General features: G+C 62.6%; 11 protein-coding genes. All 11 read right to left on the bottom strand.

From position 1 onward, the window contains the following. Positions 1 to 183: 183 nt before the first annotated feature. Complete coding sequence (rpoD, locus tag AB5202_RS07540) at positions 184 to 1,533, bottom strand: RNA polymerase sigma factor RpoD (protein ID WP_368144447.1); 1,350 nt, start codon at positions 1,531 to 1,533, stop codon at positions 184 to 186. A 110-nt stretch (positions 1,534 to 1,643) separates the two neighbouring features. Then, the gene (gene dnaG, locus AB5202_RS07545; RefSeq protein ID WP_368144445.1) at positions 1,644 to 3,752 is read right to left on the bottom strand and encodes a DNA primase; all 2,109 of its coding nucleotides are present in this window, start codon (positions 3,750 to 3,752) and stop codon (positions 1,644 to 1,646) included. Next, positions 3,745 to 4,752 carry a riboflavin biosynthesis protein RibF gene (gene ribF / locus AB5202_RS07550; RefSeq protein WP_368144444.1) on the bottom strand — a complete coding sequence of 336 codons (1,008 nt, stop codon included), beginning with the start codon at positions 4,750 to 4,752 and terminating at the stop codon, positions 3,745 to 3,747. Before ribF ends, dnaG begins: the two co-directional genes overlap by 8 nt. Beyond that, entirely contained in the window at positions 4,749 to 5,681 is a 933-nt protein-coding gene (truB, locus tag AB5202_RS07555) for a tRNA pseudouridine(55) synthase TruB (protein WP_368144442.1), read from the bottom strand. Before truB ends, ribF begins: the two co-directional genes overlap by 4 nt. Positions 5,682 to 5,696: 15 nt before the next feature. Continuing rightward, complete coding sequence (locus AB5202_RS07560; RefSeq protein WP_161145269.1) at positions 5,697 to 6,740, bottom strand: DHH family phosphoesterase; 1,044 nt, start codon at positions 6,738 to 6,740, stop codon at positions 5,697 to 5,699. Next, positions 6,733 to 7,143, bottom strand: coding sequence for a 30S ribosome-binding factor RbfA (gene rbfA / locus AB5202_RS07565; RefSeq protein WP_117647311.1), 411 nt, complete (start codon positions 7,141 to 7,143; stop codon positions 6,733 to 6,735). The genes AB5202_RS07560 and rbfA overlap by 8 nt, the downstream gene beginning before the upstream one ends. Positions 7,144 to 7,154: 11 nt before the next feature. After that, on the bottom strand, positions 7,155 to 9,869 hold the full coding sequence (infB, locus tag AB5202_RS07570) for a translation initiation factor IF-2 (protein ID WP_368144441.1): 2,715 nt from the start codon (positions 9,867 to 9,869) through the stop codon (positions 7,155 to 7,157). A 91-nt stretch (positions 9,870 to 9,960) separates the two neighbouring features. Then, positions 9,961 to 11,208, bottom strand: coding sequence for a transcription termination factor NusA (gene nusA, locus AB5202_RS07575; RefSeq protein ID WP_006234042.1), 1,248 nt, complete (start codon positions 11,206 to 11,208; stop codon positions 9,961 to 9,963). Between the two features lies 1 nt (position 11,209). Then, the gene (gene rimP, locus AB5202_RS07580) at positions 11,210 to 11,704 is read right to left on the bottom strand and encodes a ribosome maturation factor RimP (protein ID WP_368144440.1); all 495 of its coding nucleotides are present in this window, start codon (positions 11,702 to 11,704) and stop codon (positions 11,210 to 11,212) included. 258 nt (positions 11,705 to 11,962) lie between these two features. Continuing rightward, positions 11,963 to 14,539 carry a leucine--tRNA ligase gene (leuS, locus tag AB5202_RS07585; protein WP_368144439.1) on the bottom strand — a complete coding sequence of 859 codons (2,577 nt, stop codon included), beginning with the start codon at positions 14,537 to 14,539 and terminating at the stop codon, positions 11,963 to 11,965. Positions 14,540 to 14,909: 370 nt separating this feature from the next. After that, positions 14,910 to 16,421 (bottom strand): IMP dehydrogenase, encoded by a 1,512-nt coding sequence (locus AB5202_RS07590; protein WP_006234046.1) that lies wholly within the window; start codon positions 16,419 to 16,421, stop codon positions 14,910 to 14,912. Between the last annotated feature and the right edge of the window lie 137 nt (positions 16,422 to 16,558).

A 16,558-nucleotide genomic window follows, 5' to 3' on the forward strand; every position in this document is an offset into this window, starting at 1 on the left:
GGGCCTCGGGGGCGTTCGGCTAGCTGCGGGAACGGCCTGTCCGCCTAATGTGTTCGGCTGAGATCGGAAATCAACCGCCTAGTCATTGGGGACGTTCTTAAACGACCAGTCATTCAAGAATGTCCCCAACGACTACATGAAAGCGCCCCCAAGCGGATGTGCTTGAGGGCGCTTCTTGCTTGACTAGCTCTCGATATAGTCCTTCAGCTTGCTGGAGCGACTGGGGTGGCGAAGCTTGGCCAGAGTCTTGGACTCGATCTGGCGGATGCGCTCGCGCGTGACGCCAAACTCGCGGCCGACTTCCTCGAGCGTACGGGGATGTCCGTCGACAAGGCCAAAGCGCAGCTCAATAACCTTGCGCTCACGATCGGCAAGCGAATCGAGCACCTGGGTGAGCTGCTCCTGCAGCATGGAGAAGCTGGCGGCATCGGGCGGAACGATGGCCTGGGAGTCCTCGATGAAGTCGCCCAGCTGGGAATCCTCTTCCTCGCCGATGGGGGTCTCGAGCGACACGGGCTCCTGCGAGATCTTCTGGATCTCGCGGACGCGGTCGGCGCTCATGTCCATCTCGGCACCGATCTCCTCGGGGGTCGGGTCGCGGCCCAGGTCCTGAAGAAGCTGGCGCTGCACGCGGACGAGTTTGTTGATGGTCTCGACCATGTGCACGGGAATACGGATGGTACGGGCCTGGTCGGCGATAGCGCGCGTAATAGCCTGACGGATCCACCACGTGGCGTACGTGGAGAACTTAAAGCCCTTCTGGTAGTCGAACTTCTCGACGGCGCGGATCAGACCGAGGTTGCCCTCCTGGATCAGGTCCAGGAACAGCATGCCGCGACCAACATAGCGCTTGGCGATGGAGACGACCAGACGCAGGTTTGCGCTGATGAGCGCCTGCTTGGCTTCGAGGCCCACGTTCTCAATGCGCGTAAGACGACGCATCTCGGCACGCGTGAGTTCGAGCTCACCAGCATCGGCAGCCTCGAGCTTCTCGGTGGCCTCAAGACCGGCCTCGATCTTCATGGCCAGATCGACCTCTTCGGAGGCGGTCAGCAGGTCGACCTTGCCGATCTCCTTGAGGTACATACGGACCGGATCGCCGGTCAGCATCACCGTGGAGGCATCGATACCGCGCACGCGGGAGCGTGAACGGGACGTGCGCACGGTGCGCTTCTTCTTGCTCTTGGAAGAACCCATCTCGGCGTCGGCCTGACGGGCCATCTTGAGCTCGTGATCGTCGAGCGAGCCGGAATCGTGCTCATCGTCGTCATCGAAATCGTCGGTATCAGAATCGGTATCGTCATCGTCGACGTCCATGGGGGCGTCGTCGTTACCGCTCGCGGAGATAATCTGGATGCCGCTGTTGCGCAGCGCGGAATACACCGCGGTGAGCTGCTCGTCAGAAACATCGATATCCTTCAGGGCGACCTGAATCTCGTCCTCGGTTACCGAAGTCCTGTTTGAGCCGTTGCCCATGAGCTTTGCAACGTAGGATTCCAGCCCAGTACCCGTGCTCTCAGTCTTTTTTGGCACAGATTCTCCCTTCATAGTCCACAGGACTCAATACTTTAGCACACACATTGACGTCTATACCCAAAAAGAGGACTGGATATAGGCGAGAATACGCTGGTTGACCACAACATCTAGGCTTGTTCGGTGCCTGCGGCCTCCAGGCCGATCGAACGGAACGGGTCCGCCACGCCGCCGATCGACTTTTGCAGTTCGCGTTGACGTTGCGAATCCTGCGCGGCCTGCACGGTCAGCGCGCGACGGGCCTCATCATCGAGTGAACGGTCCTGGCGCAGCTTGGCCTGTGCGGCACGCATGCGACGCTTGATGGTGTAGAGCTCGAGCGTATCAAGCATAAACACGATGTTCGTCTCGGTGGGGTGCTTGCTCGTCGCGGAGATGCGGCCGGCACTCACAAGCGTTGCCGCATCGGGACACACCGAGCGCGCCGCATCCATGCAGGCTGCAGGATCGGTTCCCGGCGGCGTTGCCAGAACGGCCCATGCAATGGACTCGTGACGCGGGTCAACCCACTCGATGGAGCAGATGCGGTCGGCATACGTGCGGAACAGGTCGGGGTAGCTCGTGAGCATCGTCAACAGCTCGCGCTCCCCTGCCAAGGACTTGCGTTCAAGATCGGTAAGAACCATCGGCGCCGCCGCAGCCGGTGCGCCCGAACCGTCAGCCACAGGCACAGCGCCCATACCATCAGGCACATCGATCGGCGGCAGGTCGTCGACGACCTCCACGGGCGCGGCGCCGTAGGCATCGAGCGGGACGTAGTCGTACGGCTCTTCTTCGACCGGCGCGGACACCGGCGGCGTCGCGCCCGATGCCCAAGCACCGCGACCGGCATCGCGAGAACCCGACGCCCGACCGCCCGCGCTACCGGACCGCTCAGTCTGTGCCCGTTGGCGCTCATAGTTCTGCTCACGACGTCGTTCCGCATCCTCGCGCTTGGCGACATCGCGAAACACACGACCCGAGCTCGCGCGCACCGTCTCCAGATCCAAACCCAGCAGATCGGCAATCTGGATAAAGTACGTGTCGATCATATAGCTGTTGCGCAAAGGATAGATAAGCGTCAGCGCATCTTCCAGCGCCTTAGCGCGACCGCCCGGCGTGGTGATGTCACTCGACTCCTGCAGCGAACGGTAGACAAAGTCCATAAGCGGCTCGGCAGCGTCGATGCGCGTCTGCAGTGCCTCGCCACCATGTGCGGTGATGAACTCCATGGGGTCGTTGCCGTCGGGGAGCACCACGCAGCGCAGGTCCATGGAATCCTGCTCGATAAACTGAATCGCGCGACGGGCGGCCTTCTGGCCCGCTGCATCGCCGTCGAACATATACACGATGCGCTTGGCAAAGCGAGTGAGCGTCTTGACGTGGTGCTCCGTGAGGGCGGTGCCCAGCGTGGCGACAACGTTTTTAATCCCCGCCTCCCAGCAGGCGATGCAATCGGTATAGCCCTCTACCACGATGGCGGTATCCTGCGCGACGATAAACTCCTTGGCCCAATTAAAGCCGTAGAGGTTTCGCTTTTTATGAAACACGCTCGTCTCGGCGGTGTTGAGATACTTAGGCTGGCCGTCGCCCATAATGCGACCGCCAAAGGCAATGTTGTGACCCTGCTCGTCAAAGATGGGGAACATCACGCGGTCGTAAAAGCGGTCGGCAAGCTGCCCGCGCCCGCGACTCACGGCAACGTTGGCGTCGATCATCTCCTGCGGGGTAAAACCCGCCTGGGACAGGTGCGACACCAGCGCGTTACGGCCCGGTGCAAAGCCCAGGCAGTAGCGGCGGCAGACGTCGCCGCCCATGCCGCGGCTGGCAAAGTACTCGCGCGGACGGCCGTCCTTACCGCGCATGAGCATGGTGTGGTAGAACTGGGCGGTCTCGGCGCACAGATCGTAGATGCGGGCACGCTTGGTGCCGCGCTCGCGGCGATCTCCGGTGTCATGCAGCTCAATACCCGCGCGATCGGCCAAGTAACGGATTGACTCGGGAAAGCTCAGGTTCTCGCGCTTCATGATATACGTGAAAACGTCGCCACCCTCGCCGCAACCAAAGCAATGCCACACCTGCGTGGCGGGGATAATGTGGAAGGACGGCGTCTTCTCGCCATGGAAGGGGCAGCATCCCCAAAACTCATGGCCGCGAGGCTTGAGCTCGACCGTTTCCTGCACGATGGCAACCAGGTCAGACGCAGCGCGTACCTGGTCTTTTTCCTCATCGCTAATCACGGATGCTCACCCCCTGATCGCCCAAGTTGTGACGAATATCCTCGATATTACCCTCGACGGTCGCAATCAACTCATCCAGCGAATCGAACACACGCGAGGGACGTAGCCAGCGCGTAAACGCCAGCGAAACGGAAGCGCCATAGAGGTCGCCCGTATAACCAATTAAATTAGCCTCAAGATGCGCAGATGCCGCATCGTCGGCATACGTCGGCGGCAGTCCGACGTTCACGGCAGCGGGCCACACGGTGTCATCGACCAGCACCAGGCCCTCGTAGACGCCATCGGCAGGCACCTGAAGGCCGTCGGGAACTTGCAGGTTTGCCGTGGGAAAGCCCATGCCAGAACCCTCGTGACGGCCGCGAATAACACCGCCGCGCACCATATACGGGCGGCCGAGCAACTCAGCAGCCAGCTCCACATGGCCCTGTCCGAGCTCATGACGAATGCGGGTGGCGCAAATGGCCTCACCGCCCTCGCAAAGCAGGTCGTGACCGTACACGTCAACGCCGTGCTCGGAACCCCAGGCGCGCATCTCGGCAACACCAGAAGCACCGCCACGACCCAGCCTAAAGTCACTGCCAACGCGAATCGATCGAATGTCGACCAGACGCGACACCAGCGAGAGAAAATCAACATGGTCAAGCGCCGCAACCTCAGGCGTAAAGGGAACGGCCACCACCGCATCGACCCCAGTTTGAGCCAGGGCATGCAGGCGGTCGGCCGTCGTCATCAATTTTTGGGCGGGCAACGGACTCACCACGACGTCCGGATCAGGATCGAAGGTGACCACGACCGCTTTGCTGCCGCGATCATGTGCATCGCGAATAACCGCTTCGATCAGCTCTTGGTGCCCACGATGCACGCCATCAAACACGCCAATGGCGATCGACGCGGCACCCAAGAACTCGCGCCCATCAAAAGCATCGGCAGAAACGATACGGGCCTCATCCAACTCACCCGCGAAAAAGATACGCGCGAGCTCGTGGGGCGTCAGCATCATCGAACACCGCCGATCGCCTGCGGAAAGACGTGCTCCATCACAAAGCGGCCGCCCTCGATACGAGCAAGCGCCTTCAATCCCCCATCGAGTACGAGCGTGAACGGCGCCTTCGCCGTATCGAAGTCCGCAAGCGCGCGTTCAACGGGAATGCGGCGGCCACAAAGCAGGTCCTCTGCAAGATTACCCGGCAAATCGACACGCGTGGCACCTAAGGCGGCGATGGGATCCAGGGCAAAGCCAGCGGCGGACTCGGGAGAAAGCTCCTCCACCGCATGACAGGCGCCAATGGAAACCACGCCGGAGGCCGTACGGCGCAGCGCGGAAATATGTGCAGCGCTATCGCAGGCACGACCCAGATCGCGAGCGAGCGCGCGAATGTAGGTGCCTTTGCTTACCGAAAACGCCACGGTCCAGACGCACGTATCGCCCTCGCCGCCCACGGCGATCAGGTCGGCGGCATAGACCTCGACGGGGCGCGGAGGCAAGTCGACCGCATTGCCCTCGCGAGCACTCTTATAGGCGCGAACGCCATTGACCGAGATGGCCGAAAAAACTGGCGGCACCTGCATCTGCGGGCCAAGCATAGCGGCCAGCTGCTCACGGGCGTAAGCGAGATCGCGCAGCTCGGGGGCAACGGGCACCGCGCGGACGGCCTCGCCCTCCGCGTCATCGGTATTGGTCTCGACACCAAACGAAATGTCGGCAACATAACTTTTGGTATCGAGGGTTAGCATGCCCAGCAGACGCGTCGCCTGGCCCACGCCCACCACCATGACACCCGAGGCCATGGGGTCGAGCGTACCGGCATGGCCGACGCGTCGCTCATGGAGAGCGCGTCGGCACTGCGATACCACGTCGTGGGACGTGCAGCCCACCGGCTTATCGACGGCGAGCAGCATATTCAATTGAGAAGGCGTACGACGAGCCATGTACCATCCAAAAAGTTAGAGCTCGACGGTCACCGAAGCGGGATCCTCCCCCACCAGCTCGGCCAGCATGGGAAGTGCCACGGCGAGCGTCTCGCGAATCGTTCCGTTGTTGGAAAAGCCGGCGGCGGCATGATGCCCGCCACCGCCAAAGTTGGCAGCGATCTCGGACACATCGAGGTCACCCTTGGAGCGCAGGTTGCCGCGCACCTTGGTATCGCCCTCGATGCCCTTTAGGAACAGGCAGACCTCAACGCCCATCACTGAACGCACCACATCGACCAGACCGTCGCACTCATCCGAAGTGACGCCGCAGGCCTCGAGGTCGCTCTGGTACGCATAACTATATGCCACGCGACCGTGCGCCACGGTCTTGATGCGGCCCATAACGATGGACTTGAGATGCAAGAACTCCACGCGCATGCTCTGGTAGACCTCGAGCGCGACGCGCGCCGGATCGGCACCGTGCGCGACCAGGCGCGAGGCGGCATGGAACGCGGCGGCATCGGCGTTTTGGTACTGAAAACGACCGGTATCGGTCACCAAGCCGCACAGCAGGCAGGTCGCGACACCGTTGCGAGCCACAATGCCGCAATTGTCCAAAAAGCGGTCGATGATCATGGCGCAGGCCGCGGCGCCGACGCACCTCAGGCTCAGCTCGGCAAATTCCTCGCGCGCCGGATGGTGATCGAAGCACACCACATGCGACGAGCGGCGGAGCACCTCGGCGGAGTTGTTCAGACGCTCGACGACCGGCACGTCCACCGAGATGAACAGATCCGGATTGCCGGTATACGCAGATGCCGGCACCAGACGGTCGGCGCCCTCCATAAAGCGGTAGATGCGCGGAACCGGGTCATCGTCTGCCAGCAGCAGGGCAATGTCCTTGTTGGGGAAAAACTTCATAAGCGATAAGCCCAGACCCAGCACGGAGCCCAGGGCGTCACCATCGGGAGACGTATGTCCCGAAATCGCAATGGAGGACGCACCCTCGATGAGCTCGAGGATGCGTCGCTGAATATCTGCAGACTCGCACGATGCGAGGTCGGCGGAATTACTCATCTAAAGCTGCCTCCTGGGCGGCATCCGCTATTGGATAGCCGTCCTCGTCCTTTTCGATCGCAAGCGTGGCGGGAACGTTTTCCAGCGCACGCGTGATGCGCTCGGCCTCATCGGTCGAGCGATCGATGCGAAAATCGAGCTCGGGCGTGACGCGCCAATCGAGCGAGCGGGCCAACAGGCTACGGATGCGGCCCTTGGCGCTGGCGAGCGCCTCCATGACCTCGTCGTAGCGGCTCGCGTCGCACGACACGTACACGCGCGCGAACGAACGGTCCACCGCGACCTCGACCGCGGTCAGGGTGACCAGGTCGAGACGCGGATCGGAAACCTCAAAGAGCAGGATATAACCGAGCTTCTCGCGAAGCTGCTCGCCCAGACGGCGGGTTGCCTGCGTTTGCTTCATAGTGCTACCCCCTACTCGGTACGGGCAACCTGGTCGATGCGGTAGCCCTCAATGGTGTCGCCAGGCTTGATGTCCTGGAAGTTCTCCAGGCCAATACCGCCCTCGGAGCCGCTCTTGAGGCTCTTGGCCTCGTCCTTGTAGTGGCGCATCGAGGCGATCTTGCCGTTGAAAACCACGATACCGTCGCGCACCAGGCGTACGGAATCGGTCGCGGCGATCTCGCCCTCTTCGACGCGGACACCGGCGGCGATACCGACCTTGGGCACCTTGAAGGTGTCCAGAACGGTCGCGGAACCCGTGGAGACCTCGACCTCGGTGGGCTTGAGCATACCGATGCGGGCAGCGTCGAGGTCCTCGAGGCACTTGTAGATGACGTCGTAGCAACGGATCTCGACGCCCTCGCGCTCGGCGGCGGAGCGGGCCTTGCCGTCGGGACGGACGCCAAAGCCGATGATGATGGCGTTGGAAGCGTCGGCCAGGACGACGTCGGTCTCGTTGATGGCACCAACGGCGGAATGGATCGTGTTGATGCGCACCTCGGACTGATCCATCTTGTCGAGGGAGTCCTGAAGGGCCTCGATGGAGCCCTGGACGTCGGCCTTGATGATCAGGTTGAGCTCCTTGACCTCGGCGTCGGCGATGGTCTCGAAGAGGTTCTCGAGCGTCACGTGCTTCACGCGGCTCTGCTCCTCGATACGGGCCTTGAGCGAACGCTCGTCGGCCAGCGCACGCGCCTCGCGCTCGTCCTCGAACACGCGGAACTCATCGCCGGCGTTGGGGACGGACTGCAGGCCCAAGATCTCGACGGCGTCGGAAGGACCGGCCTCGGTGACGGCGTTGCCCTTGGGGTCGAGCATGGCACGGACGCGGCCATAGGTGAGGCCGGCGACCAGCGTGTCGCCCACGCGCAGGGTGCCGCGGGTCACGAGCACGGTAGCGACCGAGCCGCGGCCCTTGTCGAGCTTGGCCTCGAGGACGTTGCCGGAGGCAAAGGTGTCCGGGTTAGCCTTGAGCTCGAGCACATCGGCCTGGAGCAGCACGGTCTCCAGAAGTTCGTCAATACCGATCTTCTGCTTAGCCGAGATGTTGACGAACATGTTCTGTCCGCCCCACTCCTCGGGGATGACGCCGTACTCGGTGAGCTCCTGACGCACACGGTCGGGGTTGGCGCCCGGCTTATCGATCTTGTTGACGGCGACGACGATGGGTACGCCGGCGGCCTTGGCGTGGTTGATCGACTCGACGGTCTGGGGCATGACGCCGTCGTCAGCGGCGACGATCAGGATGACGATGTCGGTCACCTTGGCACCGCGGGCACGCATAGCCGTAAAGGTGGCGTGACCCGGGGTATCAATGAAGGTGATCTTGCGGTCGTTGATCATAACCTGCGAAGCGCCGATGGCCTGCGTAATGCCGCCCGCCTCGCCGGCGGCAACGCCGGTGTGACGGATGGCGTCGAGCAGGCTCGTCTTGCCGTGGTCGACGTGACCCATGACGGTGACGACCGGAGCGCGCGGCTTAAGGTCGGCGGGATCGTCGTAGAACGAGAAGGTGTTCTCCTCCTCGGGGGTGATGATCTTGATCTGACGGCCCAGGTCGTCGGCGACGAGCTCGACGAGGTCGTCGGACATGGACTGCGTCATGGTGAGCGGCGTACCCAGCAGGAACAGGCGCTTGATGATGTCGTTGGCCGGAACGTCGAGCGCCTCGGCGAGCTCCTGGACGGTAACGCCCTGGGAGACCTTGATGGCGTCGAGGTCCTCGGGGTTCACGCCCTGGGCCAGCGCCTCCTCTATCTTGCGCTCCTCCTGAGCCTTGGCAGCCTCGCGCTCGCGCTTCTCCTTGCGCTTCTTGCGGCGACCGGTGGACTCGCGAGAGGCCTCCTCGACGGCAGCACGAGCCTCCTCGAGCACCTTCTCGCGGCTGTACTCCTCGGCCTCGCGAGCCATGCGGCTGTAGTGGTCCTCTTCGTTGTTGTGACCGCCCTTGCGCTTCTTGCCCTTGCCCTGCTTATCGGGGTTGGGGAAGTCCATGCCGGCAGCGACGTTGTTGCTGGCGTTGGTGCGATGGCTGTGCGGACGGCTCTCGGAGGCGTTGCGCTCGGAGTTGTTGTCGGAAGCGTTGCGATCGTTACGACGGCCACCGCGGCGGTCGTTGCTGCCGCCACGACGGTTACCGCGCTCGGCGGCGCGCTCGGCCTTGGCCTTGTCCTCGGCGTCCTTCCTCTCCTTGAGCACGGTCTCCTGTGCGGCGATCTGGTCGAGCAGCGAACGGAAGCGCGAACCGGAGTCGGAAGCGGGAACGGCGCGGCGCTGGGCCTCGCGGGCAGCCTCCTCCTTCTCGCGGGCAAGGCGCTCCTGCTCGGCCTTCTTCTTGGCCTCGGCCTCGGCGCGGGCAGCCTCCTCGGCAGCCTGGGCTGCGGCAAACTGGCGACGCTCCTCCTCGCGGGCCTTCTCGGCGGCGATGCGCTCGCGCTCGGCCTCGGCGGCGCGTGCGGCTTCCTCGGCGGCAGCTGCCTGCTCCTCGGCCTGCTTGGCGGCCTCGACTTCCTGGGCGCGGGCCTCGATCACCGAGGCGAGCTGCTTGCGGACCATGGCGACATAGGCGTCCTCCAAGGTGGAGGAAGCGGACTTAGCGGGAATCTTCATATCGGCGAGATGACCCATCAGTTCCTTGGAGGTCATGCCGAACTCTTTGGCCAGGGTGGACACACGGACTTTTGCCATATGACTTCACCTACCCTTTCTGGCACCTTGGGTGCCTAGAGACTGAACGAGCGTGGGAGACGCGCCGGGACCCGCCCGGCGCGACCGCGCGCTAGATCAGGTCCTCCGCATCATCGAAGGCGTCGGTGTCGTGGACACCGCAGAAACGGGAGCCGGGACGAGCCTGGTTGCGGCACTGGATGCCGTCCTCGGACACGTACTCGCAGCGGCGGACGTCCTCATCCTCCTCGTCACCGATCAGGTCGGCGGCGGGCTCCTCGTGAACGGGAACGTTCTTGAGGATGTCGGCGGCAAGGGTCTCGGACTTGATGTCGATGTGCCAGCCGGTCAGGCGCGCGGCGAGGCGGGCGTTCTGGCCCTCCTTGCCGATGGCGAGGGACAGCTGGTCGTCGGGCACGATGACGCCGGCGTAAGCCTTCTCCTCGTCGATGAGGACGCGGGTGACCTTGGCGGGCGAAAGGGCGTTGGCGACGTAGACAGCAGGATCGGCATCCCAAAGGATGACGTCGACACGCTCGCCACGGAGCTCGCCCACGACAGCGCGAACACGGCTGCCCTTGGGGCCGACGCAGGCGCCAACGGGATCCAGACGGTCGTCGAGCGAGTGGACGGCAACCTTGGAGCGCTGGCCGGGCTCGCGGGCGATCGACTTGATCTGGACGGTGCCCTCATAGATCTCGGGCACCTCCTGCTCAAACAGACGACGCATGAGCTCGGGGTGGGTACGGGAGATGACAATCGGCGGACGGCTGTGCTCGCCACGAACCGGTTGCAGGTTGGAGTTGGGGTCGCGAACGTCGATGATCACGGCCTTGATGTGCTGGTTGTGCAGGTAGCGCTCGCCCATCGGACGCTCGTTGCGCTCGTTCTCGTAACGACGCTGATCGAAGTGCGGCAGCTCGGCCTCGACGCCCTCGCGAATCTTGACGATCGTGAAGTCGGGTGTGGACTGCAGCACGGTACCGCTGATGAGGTCACCGATGCGGCCGGAGAACTCCTCGTAGATCTGCTCGCGGGCGGAGTTGCGCACGATGGCGTTGATCTCGGCCTTGGCGTGCTGGGCGGCGATGCGGCTCGTGTTCTTGGGAGTGACGTCGATCTCCTCGAACTCGGTGAAGTTGCCCTCCTCGTCCATGGAATCGTCGATCGGCTCCAGGCGGTAGACGTAGATCTTGCCGGTGGTGCGGTCGATGGTCACCTTGGCGCCCCACTCAAGATGCAGGATCTCGGCATAGCTCTTGGCGAGCGACTGCTCCAGGCGGTCGATCAGGTAGAGCTGGTCGATGTGCTTCTCCTGGCAAAGCTCCATCAGGGCGGACATCATGTCGGATGCTGCCATCTTACTTTCCTTCCTTCGCGGGCTTGAAGTCGTAGGTGGGCTTCAACTTGCACTTTTTAACATCAGAGAAATCGAGGGTGACGGACTCGCCGTCCTCAAGCTCGAGGGTCACGTTCGTCTCGGTCGCGGCGGCAATCTTGCCGGCGCACTTGCGACGGCCCTCGGTGGCGGTGGAGGTGAGCTCGCAGTTCTCGCCCACAAAGCGGGCAAAGTCACACGGGCGGCGCAGCGGGCGCGCCATCCCCGGGCTCGACACCTCGAGTGTATAGCTCGAAGAGATGGGGTCGAGCTCCTCAATCACATCGCCGACCCACTTGGTGTTGGCCGTGACGTCGTTGAGCGACAGGCTCTGACCCTCGGCACCCTCGATACGCACACGCACGCAGGGGGCCTTGGTGGCACCCACGAGCTCGACGTCGACGATGTCGACATCGTGCTGGGGAGCGACGGCCTCGAGCGCGTCGATGATCGCCTGCTCGGTCTTGGTCTTGACCATTGCGGCACCTCCATCCATACAAAAAAGAAGCGGGGCCGAAACCCCACTTCTTTCAATTACAACTTCATTTGCAAGCAAACTATACCAATAGCTGCGGAAACGTGCAAGCACAGTACGAATCAGCAGGTCAGCGTGCGCACAGCTTCTCCACAAGAATAGGACAATTGACCGCAGAAATCAGGGCAGGTATATGAAAAACGAGGGACGACCCAACCGGACCGTCCCTCGTCTTTTATGCGTCAGTTAAGTGCGCAGCACTTACTTGACCACCAGGTTGACCAGCTTGCCGGGCACGCAGATGGCCTTGACGACAGTCTTGCCCTCGGTCCACTTGGCGACAGCGGCCTCGGCGGCAGCCTGCATTTCCTCGTTGGAGGCATCGCGGGCCACGTCGACGCGGCCGCGGACCTTGCCGAGCACCTGGACCACGATCTGCACCGTGTCCTCAACGGACTCGGCCAGGTCGAACTCGGGCCAAGCGGCGGTGTAGGCGTTGCCCTCGCAGCCGAGCGCCTCGTGCCACAGCTCGTCGGCCCAGAACGGGCAGATGGGGGCAAGGACGCTCACGATATCCTTGGCCACGCCGTAGCACAAAGCCTTGTCGCGGGCGGTACCCTCGGTGGCGTTGAGGTAGGCGCTCGCCGCGTTGACGAGCTCCATGACGGCCGAGATGGCGGTGTTGAACTGGCCGCGGTCGAAGTCCTCGGTGCACTTGGCGATGGTGCGGTGACGCTCGCGATAGAGCTTCATCGCAACCTCGTCGAGCGCGGACTTGTCGAAGGCCAAGTTGGCGTCACCGGACTGGACGAGCTGCCAAACGATACGCCAGGCGCGCTTGATGAAGCGGTTGGCGCCCTCAACGGCCTTGGGATCCCAGTCGAAGTCCTTCTCGGGCGGAGCGATAAACAGGATCGCCAGACGCATGGTGTCGGCGCCGTAGGGCTCGATGACCGAGCTCGGGGGCACGACATTGCCCTTGGACTTGGACATGGTGTCGCCGTTCTCGTCCTTGACCATGCCCTGGCACAGCAGGTTGGTGAAGGGCTCGTCCACACTCAGCAGGCCCAGGTCGCGCAGCGCCTTGGTAAAGAAACGGCTGTAGAGCAGGTGCAGAATGGCGTGCTCGATGCCGCCAATGTAGTTATCGACGGGCATCCAACGGTCGGCAGCCTCGCGGGAGAAAGGCAGCTCGGTGTTGTGCGGATCGGTATAGCGCAGGTAATACCAGCTGGAGCAGGTGAAGGTGTCCATGGTATCGGTCTCGCGCTTGGCCGGACGGCCGCAGACCGGGCAGGTGGTCTCGTAGAACTCCTTGCACTCGGCGAGGGTCTCGCCGGCGCCCAGGTCAAGGTTCTCGGGCAGCGTCACCGGCAACTGGTCCTCGGGCACGGGAACGATGCCGCAGTGCTCGCAGTGGATGGCCGGGATGGGGTTGCCCCAATAGCGCTGGCGGCTGATGAGCCAGTCGCGCAGACGGAACTCGACCTTGCGACGACCGCAGCCCATGGCCTCGAGGTCAGCCACGATCGCAGCCTCGCCCTCGGAGTGCTTACCGCCGCGCATGCCGGTGTACTTGCCGGACTGGACGAGCGTGCCCTCGGCAGCGTGGGCGCAATCCCAGTCGACGGTCTCGGCATGGAAGGTATCGATGGTCTCGCCGCTGGCCTCGATGGCAGCGCGATCGTCATCGTCCAGGATGATCGGCACGATCGGCAGGTCGTACTTACGGGCAAACTCAAAGTCGCGCTGGTCGCCACAGGGAACGGCCATGACGGCACCGGTACCGTAGTCGGCAACGACATAATCGGCAACCCACACGGGGACCTTCTCGCCGTTCACGGGGTTCACCACGTAGCGGCCGGTAAAAGCGCCGTGCTTCTCGATGGTGCCCTGGGCACGCTCGACGGCAGAGATATGCTTGGAGTCCTCGACGATCTTGGTCACGGCTTCCTCGTACTCCGTGCCCTCGACGAGCTCGTGCAGACGGGCGTACTCGGGAGCCAGGACAAAGAAGGAAACGCCAAAGAGCGTATCGGCACGCGTGGTAAAGACGGTGATCTTGCCCTCGTCGCCCTCGATGGGCTCGCCATCCCGGTCGCACAGGGTAAAGTCGACCTCGGCGCCCTCGGAGCGACCGATCCAGTTGGCCTGCATCTGCTTGACGCGCTCGGGCCAGCCGGGGAGCTTCTCCAGGTCGTCGAGCAGCTCCTGAGAGTACTCGGTAATCTTGTAGTACCACTGCTCAAGGTCGCGCTTCTCGGGCTCGGTGCCGCAGCGCCAGCACTTACCCTCGGTGACCTGCTCGTTGGCCAGAACGGTCTTGCAGGTGGGGCACCAGTTAACCGGGTTCTTCTTGCGGTAGACCAGGCCCTTTTCCCACAGCTTCTCAAAGATCCACTGACCCCAGCGGTAGTAGTCGGGGCTGCAGGTCTTGACCATGCGATCCAGATCGTAGGAGAAGCCCATGCGCTTCATCGTGGCGAGCGCCTGGTCCATGTTCTTATACGTCCAGGCGGCAGCCTGCGTATTGTGCTTGATGGCGGCGTTTTCGGCGGGCAGGCCAAAGGCGTCAAAGCCGATGGGGTGCAGCACGTCAAAGCCGCGCATGCGGGCCTGACGGGCCATGGCATCGCCGATGGTATAGTTGCGCGCGTGGCCCATGTGCAGGTCACCCGACGGATACGGGAACATCTCGAGCACGTACTTCTTGGGCTTGCTGTCGTCGGTGTCGACGGCAAAGAGGTTGGAGTCCTCCCAGGCCTTCATCCACCTGGACTCAATGGCCTGCGCGTCGTAGGCAGGGATCTCGTCCTTATGATCTGTGCAATCGCACATATCAGCTCCTTTAATCTTAGCTGGGGTCGGGCGGCTTGGCTTTGTTCGCTACTGCGGACAGTCCTGCGCAAGACGAAGAGCACATTAAGTGCTCTTCTTTGCGTGCGGAACTTGTAGCGAACAAAGCCAGGCCGCCCGACCCTAAGGTTAACTTGACTGATGATAGCAAATACGACAAGCGAGATGCCTGCGACTTGCAGGCATCTCGCTTTATCTAAATAACGTGGTTGTAAATCAACCGCTAATTGTTACCCGTCCAAGCACGGTCGGGTTTACCAAGTGCCGCAGATTGCCGTGAAAGAGGAGCGACGCGTACTTTGGTACGCGAGCGACGGTTTGAACGGCAAGGTGCGGTGCTTGGTAAAGCCGCTTAGCGGTAGCTGACGCTTTGCTGGGAATCTTTCACGACTACATCGTGGGCGCCGCCTTCGACGATCGAGGTCGAGCTGACCAGGGTCAGGCGTGCCTTTTCCTGGAGCTCGGGGATCGAGAGGGCACCGCAGTTGCACATCGTGGACTTGACCTTGTAGAGCGTACCGCCCACGCCGTCCTTGAGGGAACCGGCGTAGGGAACGTAGGAGTCGACGCCCTCGACGAAGCTGAGCTTCGCGGCACCGCCCAGGTCGTAACGCTGCCAGTTGCGGGCACGCGCAGAACCCTCGCCCCAGTACTCCTTCATGTACTGGCCATTGACGTTGACGCGCTCGGTCGGGCTCTCGTCGAAGCGGGCGAAGTAACGGCCCAGCATCATAAAGTCTGCACCCATGGCAAGGGCAAGCGTCATGTGATAGTCGTAGACGATACCGCCGTCGGAGCACACGGGCACGTAGACACCGGTCTCCTCGTAGTACTCGTCGCGAGCGCGGCAGACGTCGATCAGCGCGGTAGCCTGGCCACGGCCGATACCCTTGGTCTCGCGGGTAATGCAGATGGAGCCACCGCCGATACCGACCTTGATGAAGTCGGCACCGCAGTCTGCCAGGAAGCGGAAGCCCTCGGCGTCGACGACGTTACCGGCACCAACCTTGACGTCCTCGCCATAGTTGGCGCGGATCCACTCGATGGTGCGCTTCTGCCACTCGCTGAAGCCCTCGGAGGAGTCGATGCACAGAACGTCGGCACCGGCCTCGATGAGCAGAGGCACGCGCTCGGCATAGTCGCGGGTGTTGATACCGGCGCCGACCATGTAGCGCTTGTCGTTATCGAGCAGCTCGTTGGGGTTGGTCTTATGGCTGTCGTAGTCCTTGCGGAAGACGATGCCCATGAGGTGATCGTTGTCGTCGACAATGGGCAGGGCGTTGAGCTTGTTGTCCCAGATGACGTCGTTGGCAACCTTGAGGCTGATGTTCTTGTCGCCCACGATGAGCTGCTCACGCGGGGTCATGAACTCGGAGACCTTCGTCTGGTGGTCATCGCGACTGGGGCGATAGTCACGGCTGGTGACGATGCCCAGGAGCTTACCCTTGGGAGTGCCGTCGTCGGTAACCGGCATGGTGGAGTGACCGGTCTTCTCCTTGAGCTCGATGACCTGCTCCATGGTCATGTCGGGGGTCAGCGTGGAATCGGACTGAACGAAACCGGCCTTGTGATCCTTGACGGCCTTGACCATAGCGGCCTCGGACTCGGCGCTCTGGGAACCGTAAATGAAGGACAGGCCACCCTCGGTAGCGAGCGCGACACCCATATCGACGCCCGAGACGGACTGCATGATGGCGGAAACCATGGGGATGTTCAGGGTGATTGCCGGCTTCTCACCGCGCTTAAAGCGGGTTAGCGGCGTCTTAAGAGAGACGTTGTTGGGGATGCACTGCGAGGACGAGTAACCAGGGACCAGCAGATACTCCGAAAACGTGTGGGACTCACCGGGAAAGAACGTAGCCATGTTTCTCCTTTTTCCATGCGACCGGTCGGCTGCAGGCCTCGTAGGACCCAGCCCAACCTTGGGCGCCCAATACTGGGGAAGTATCTTAACGCACTTTGACTGCTACAATGCATGATTTAAGAAGAGCACACGAGGGT

It is taken from the genome of Collinsella aerofaciens (genome assembly GCF_040915545.1).
Taxonomy (GTDB): Bacteria; Actinomycetota; Coriobacteriia; order Coriobacteriales; family Coriobacteriaceae; genus Collinsella; species Collinsella aerofaciens_BE.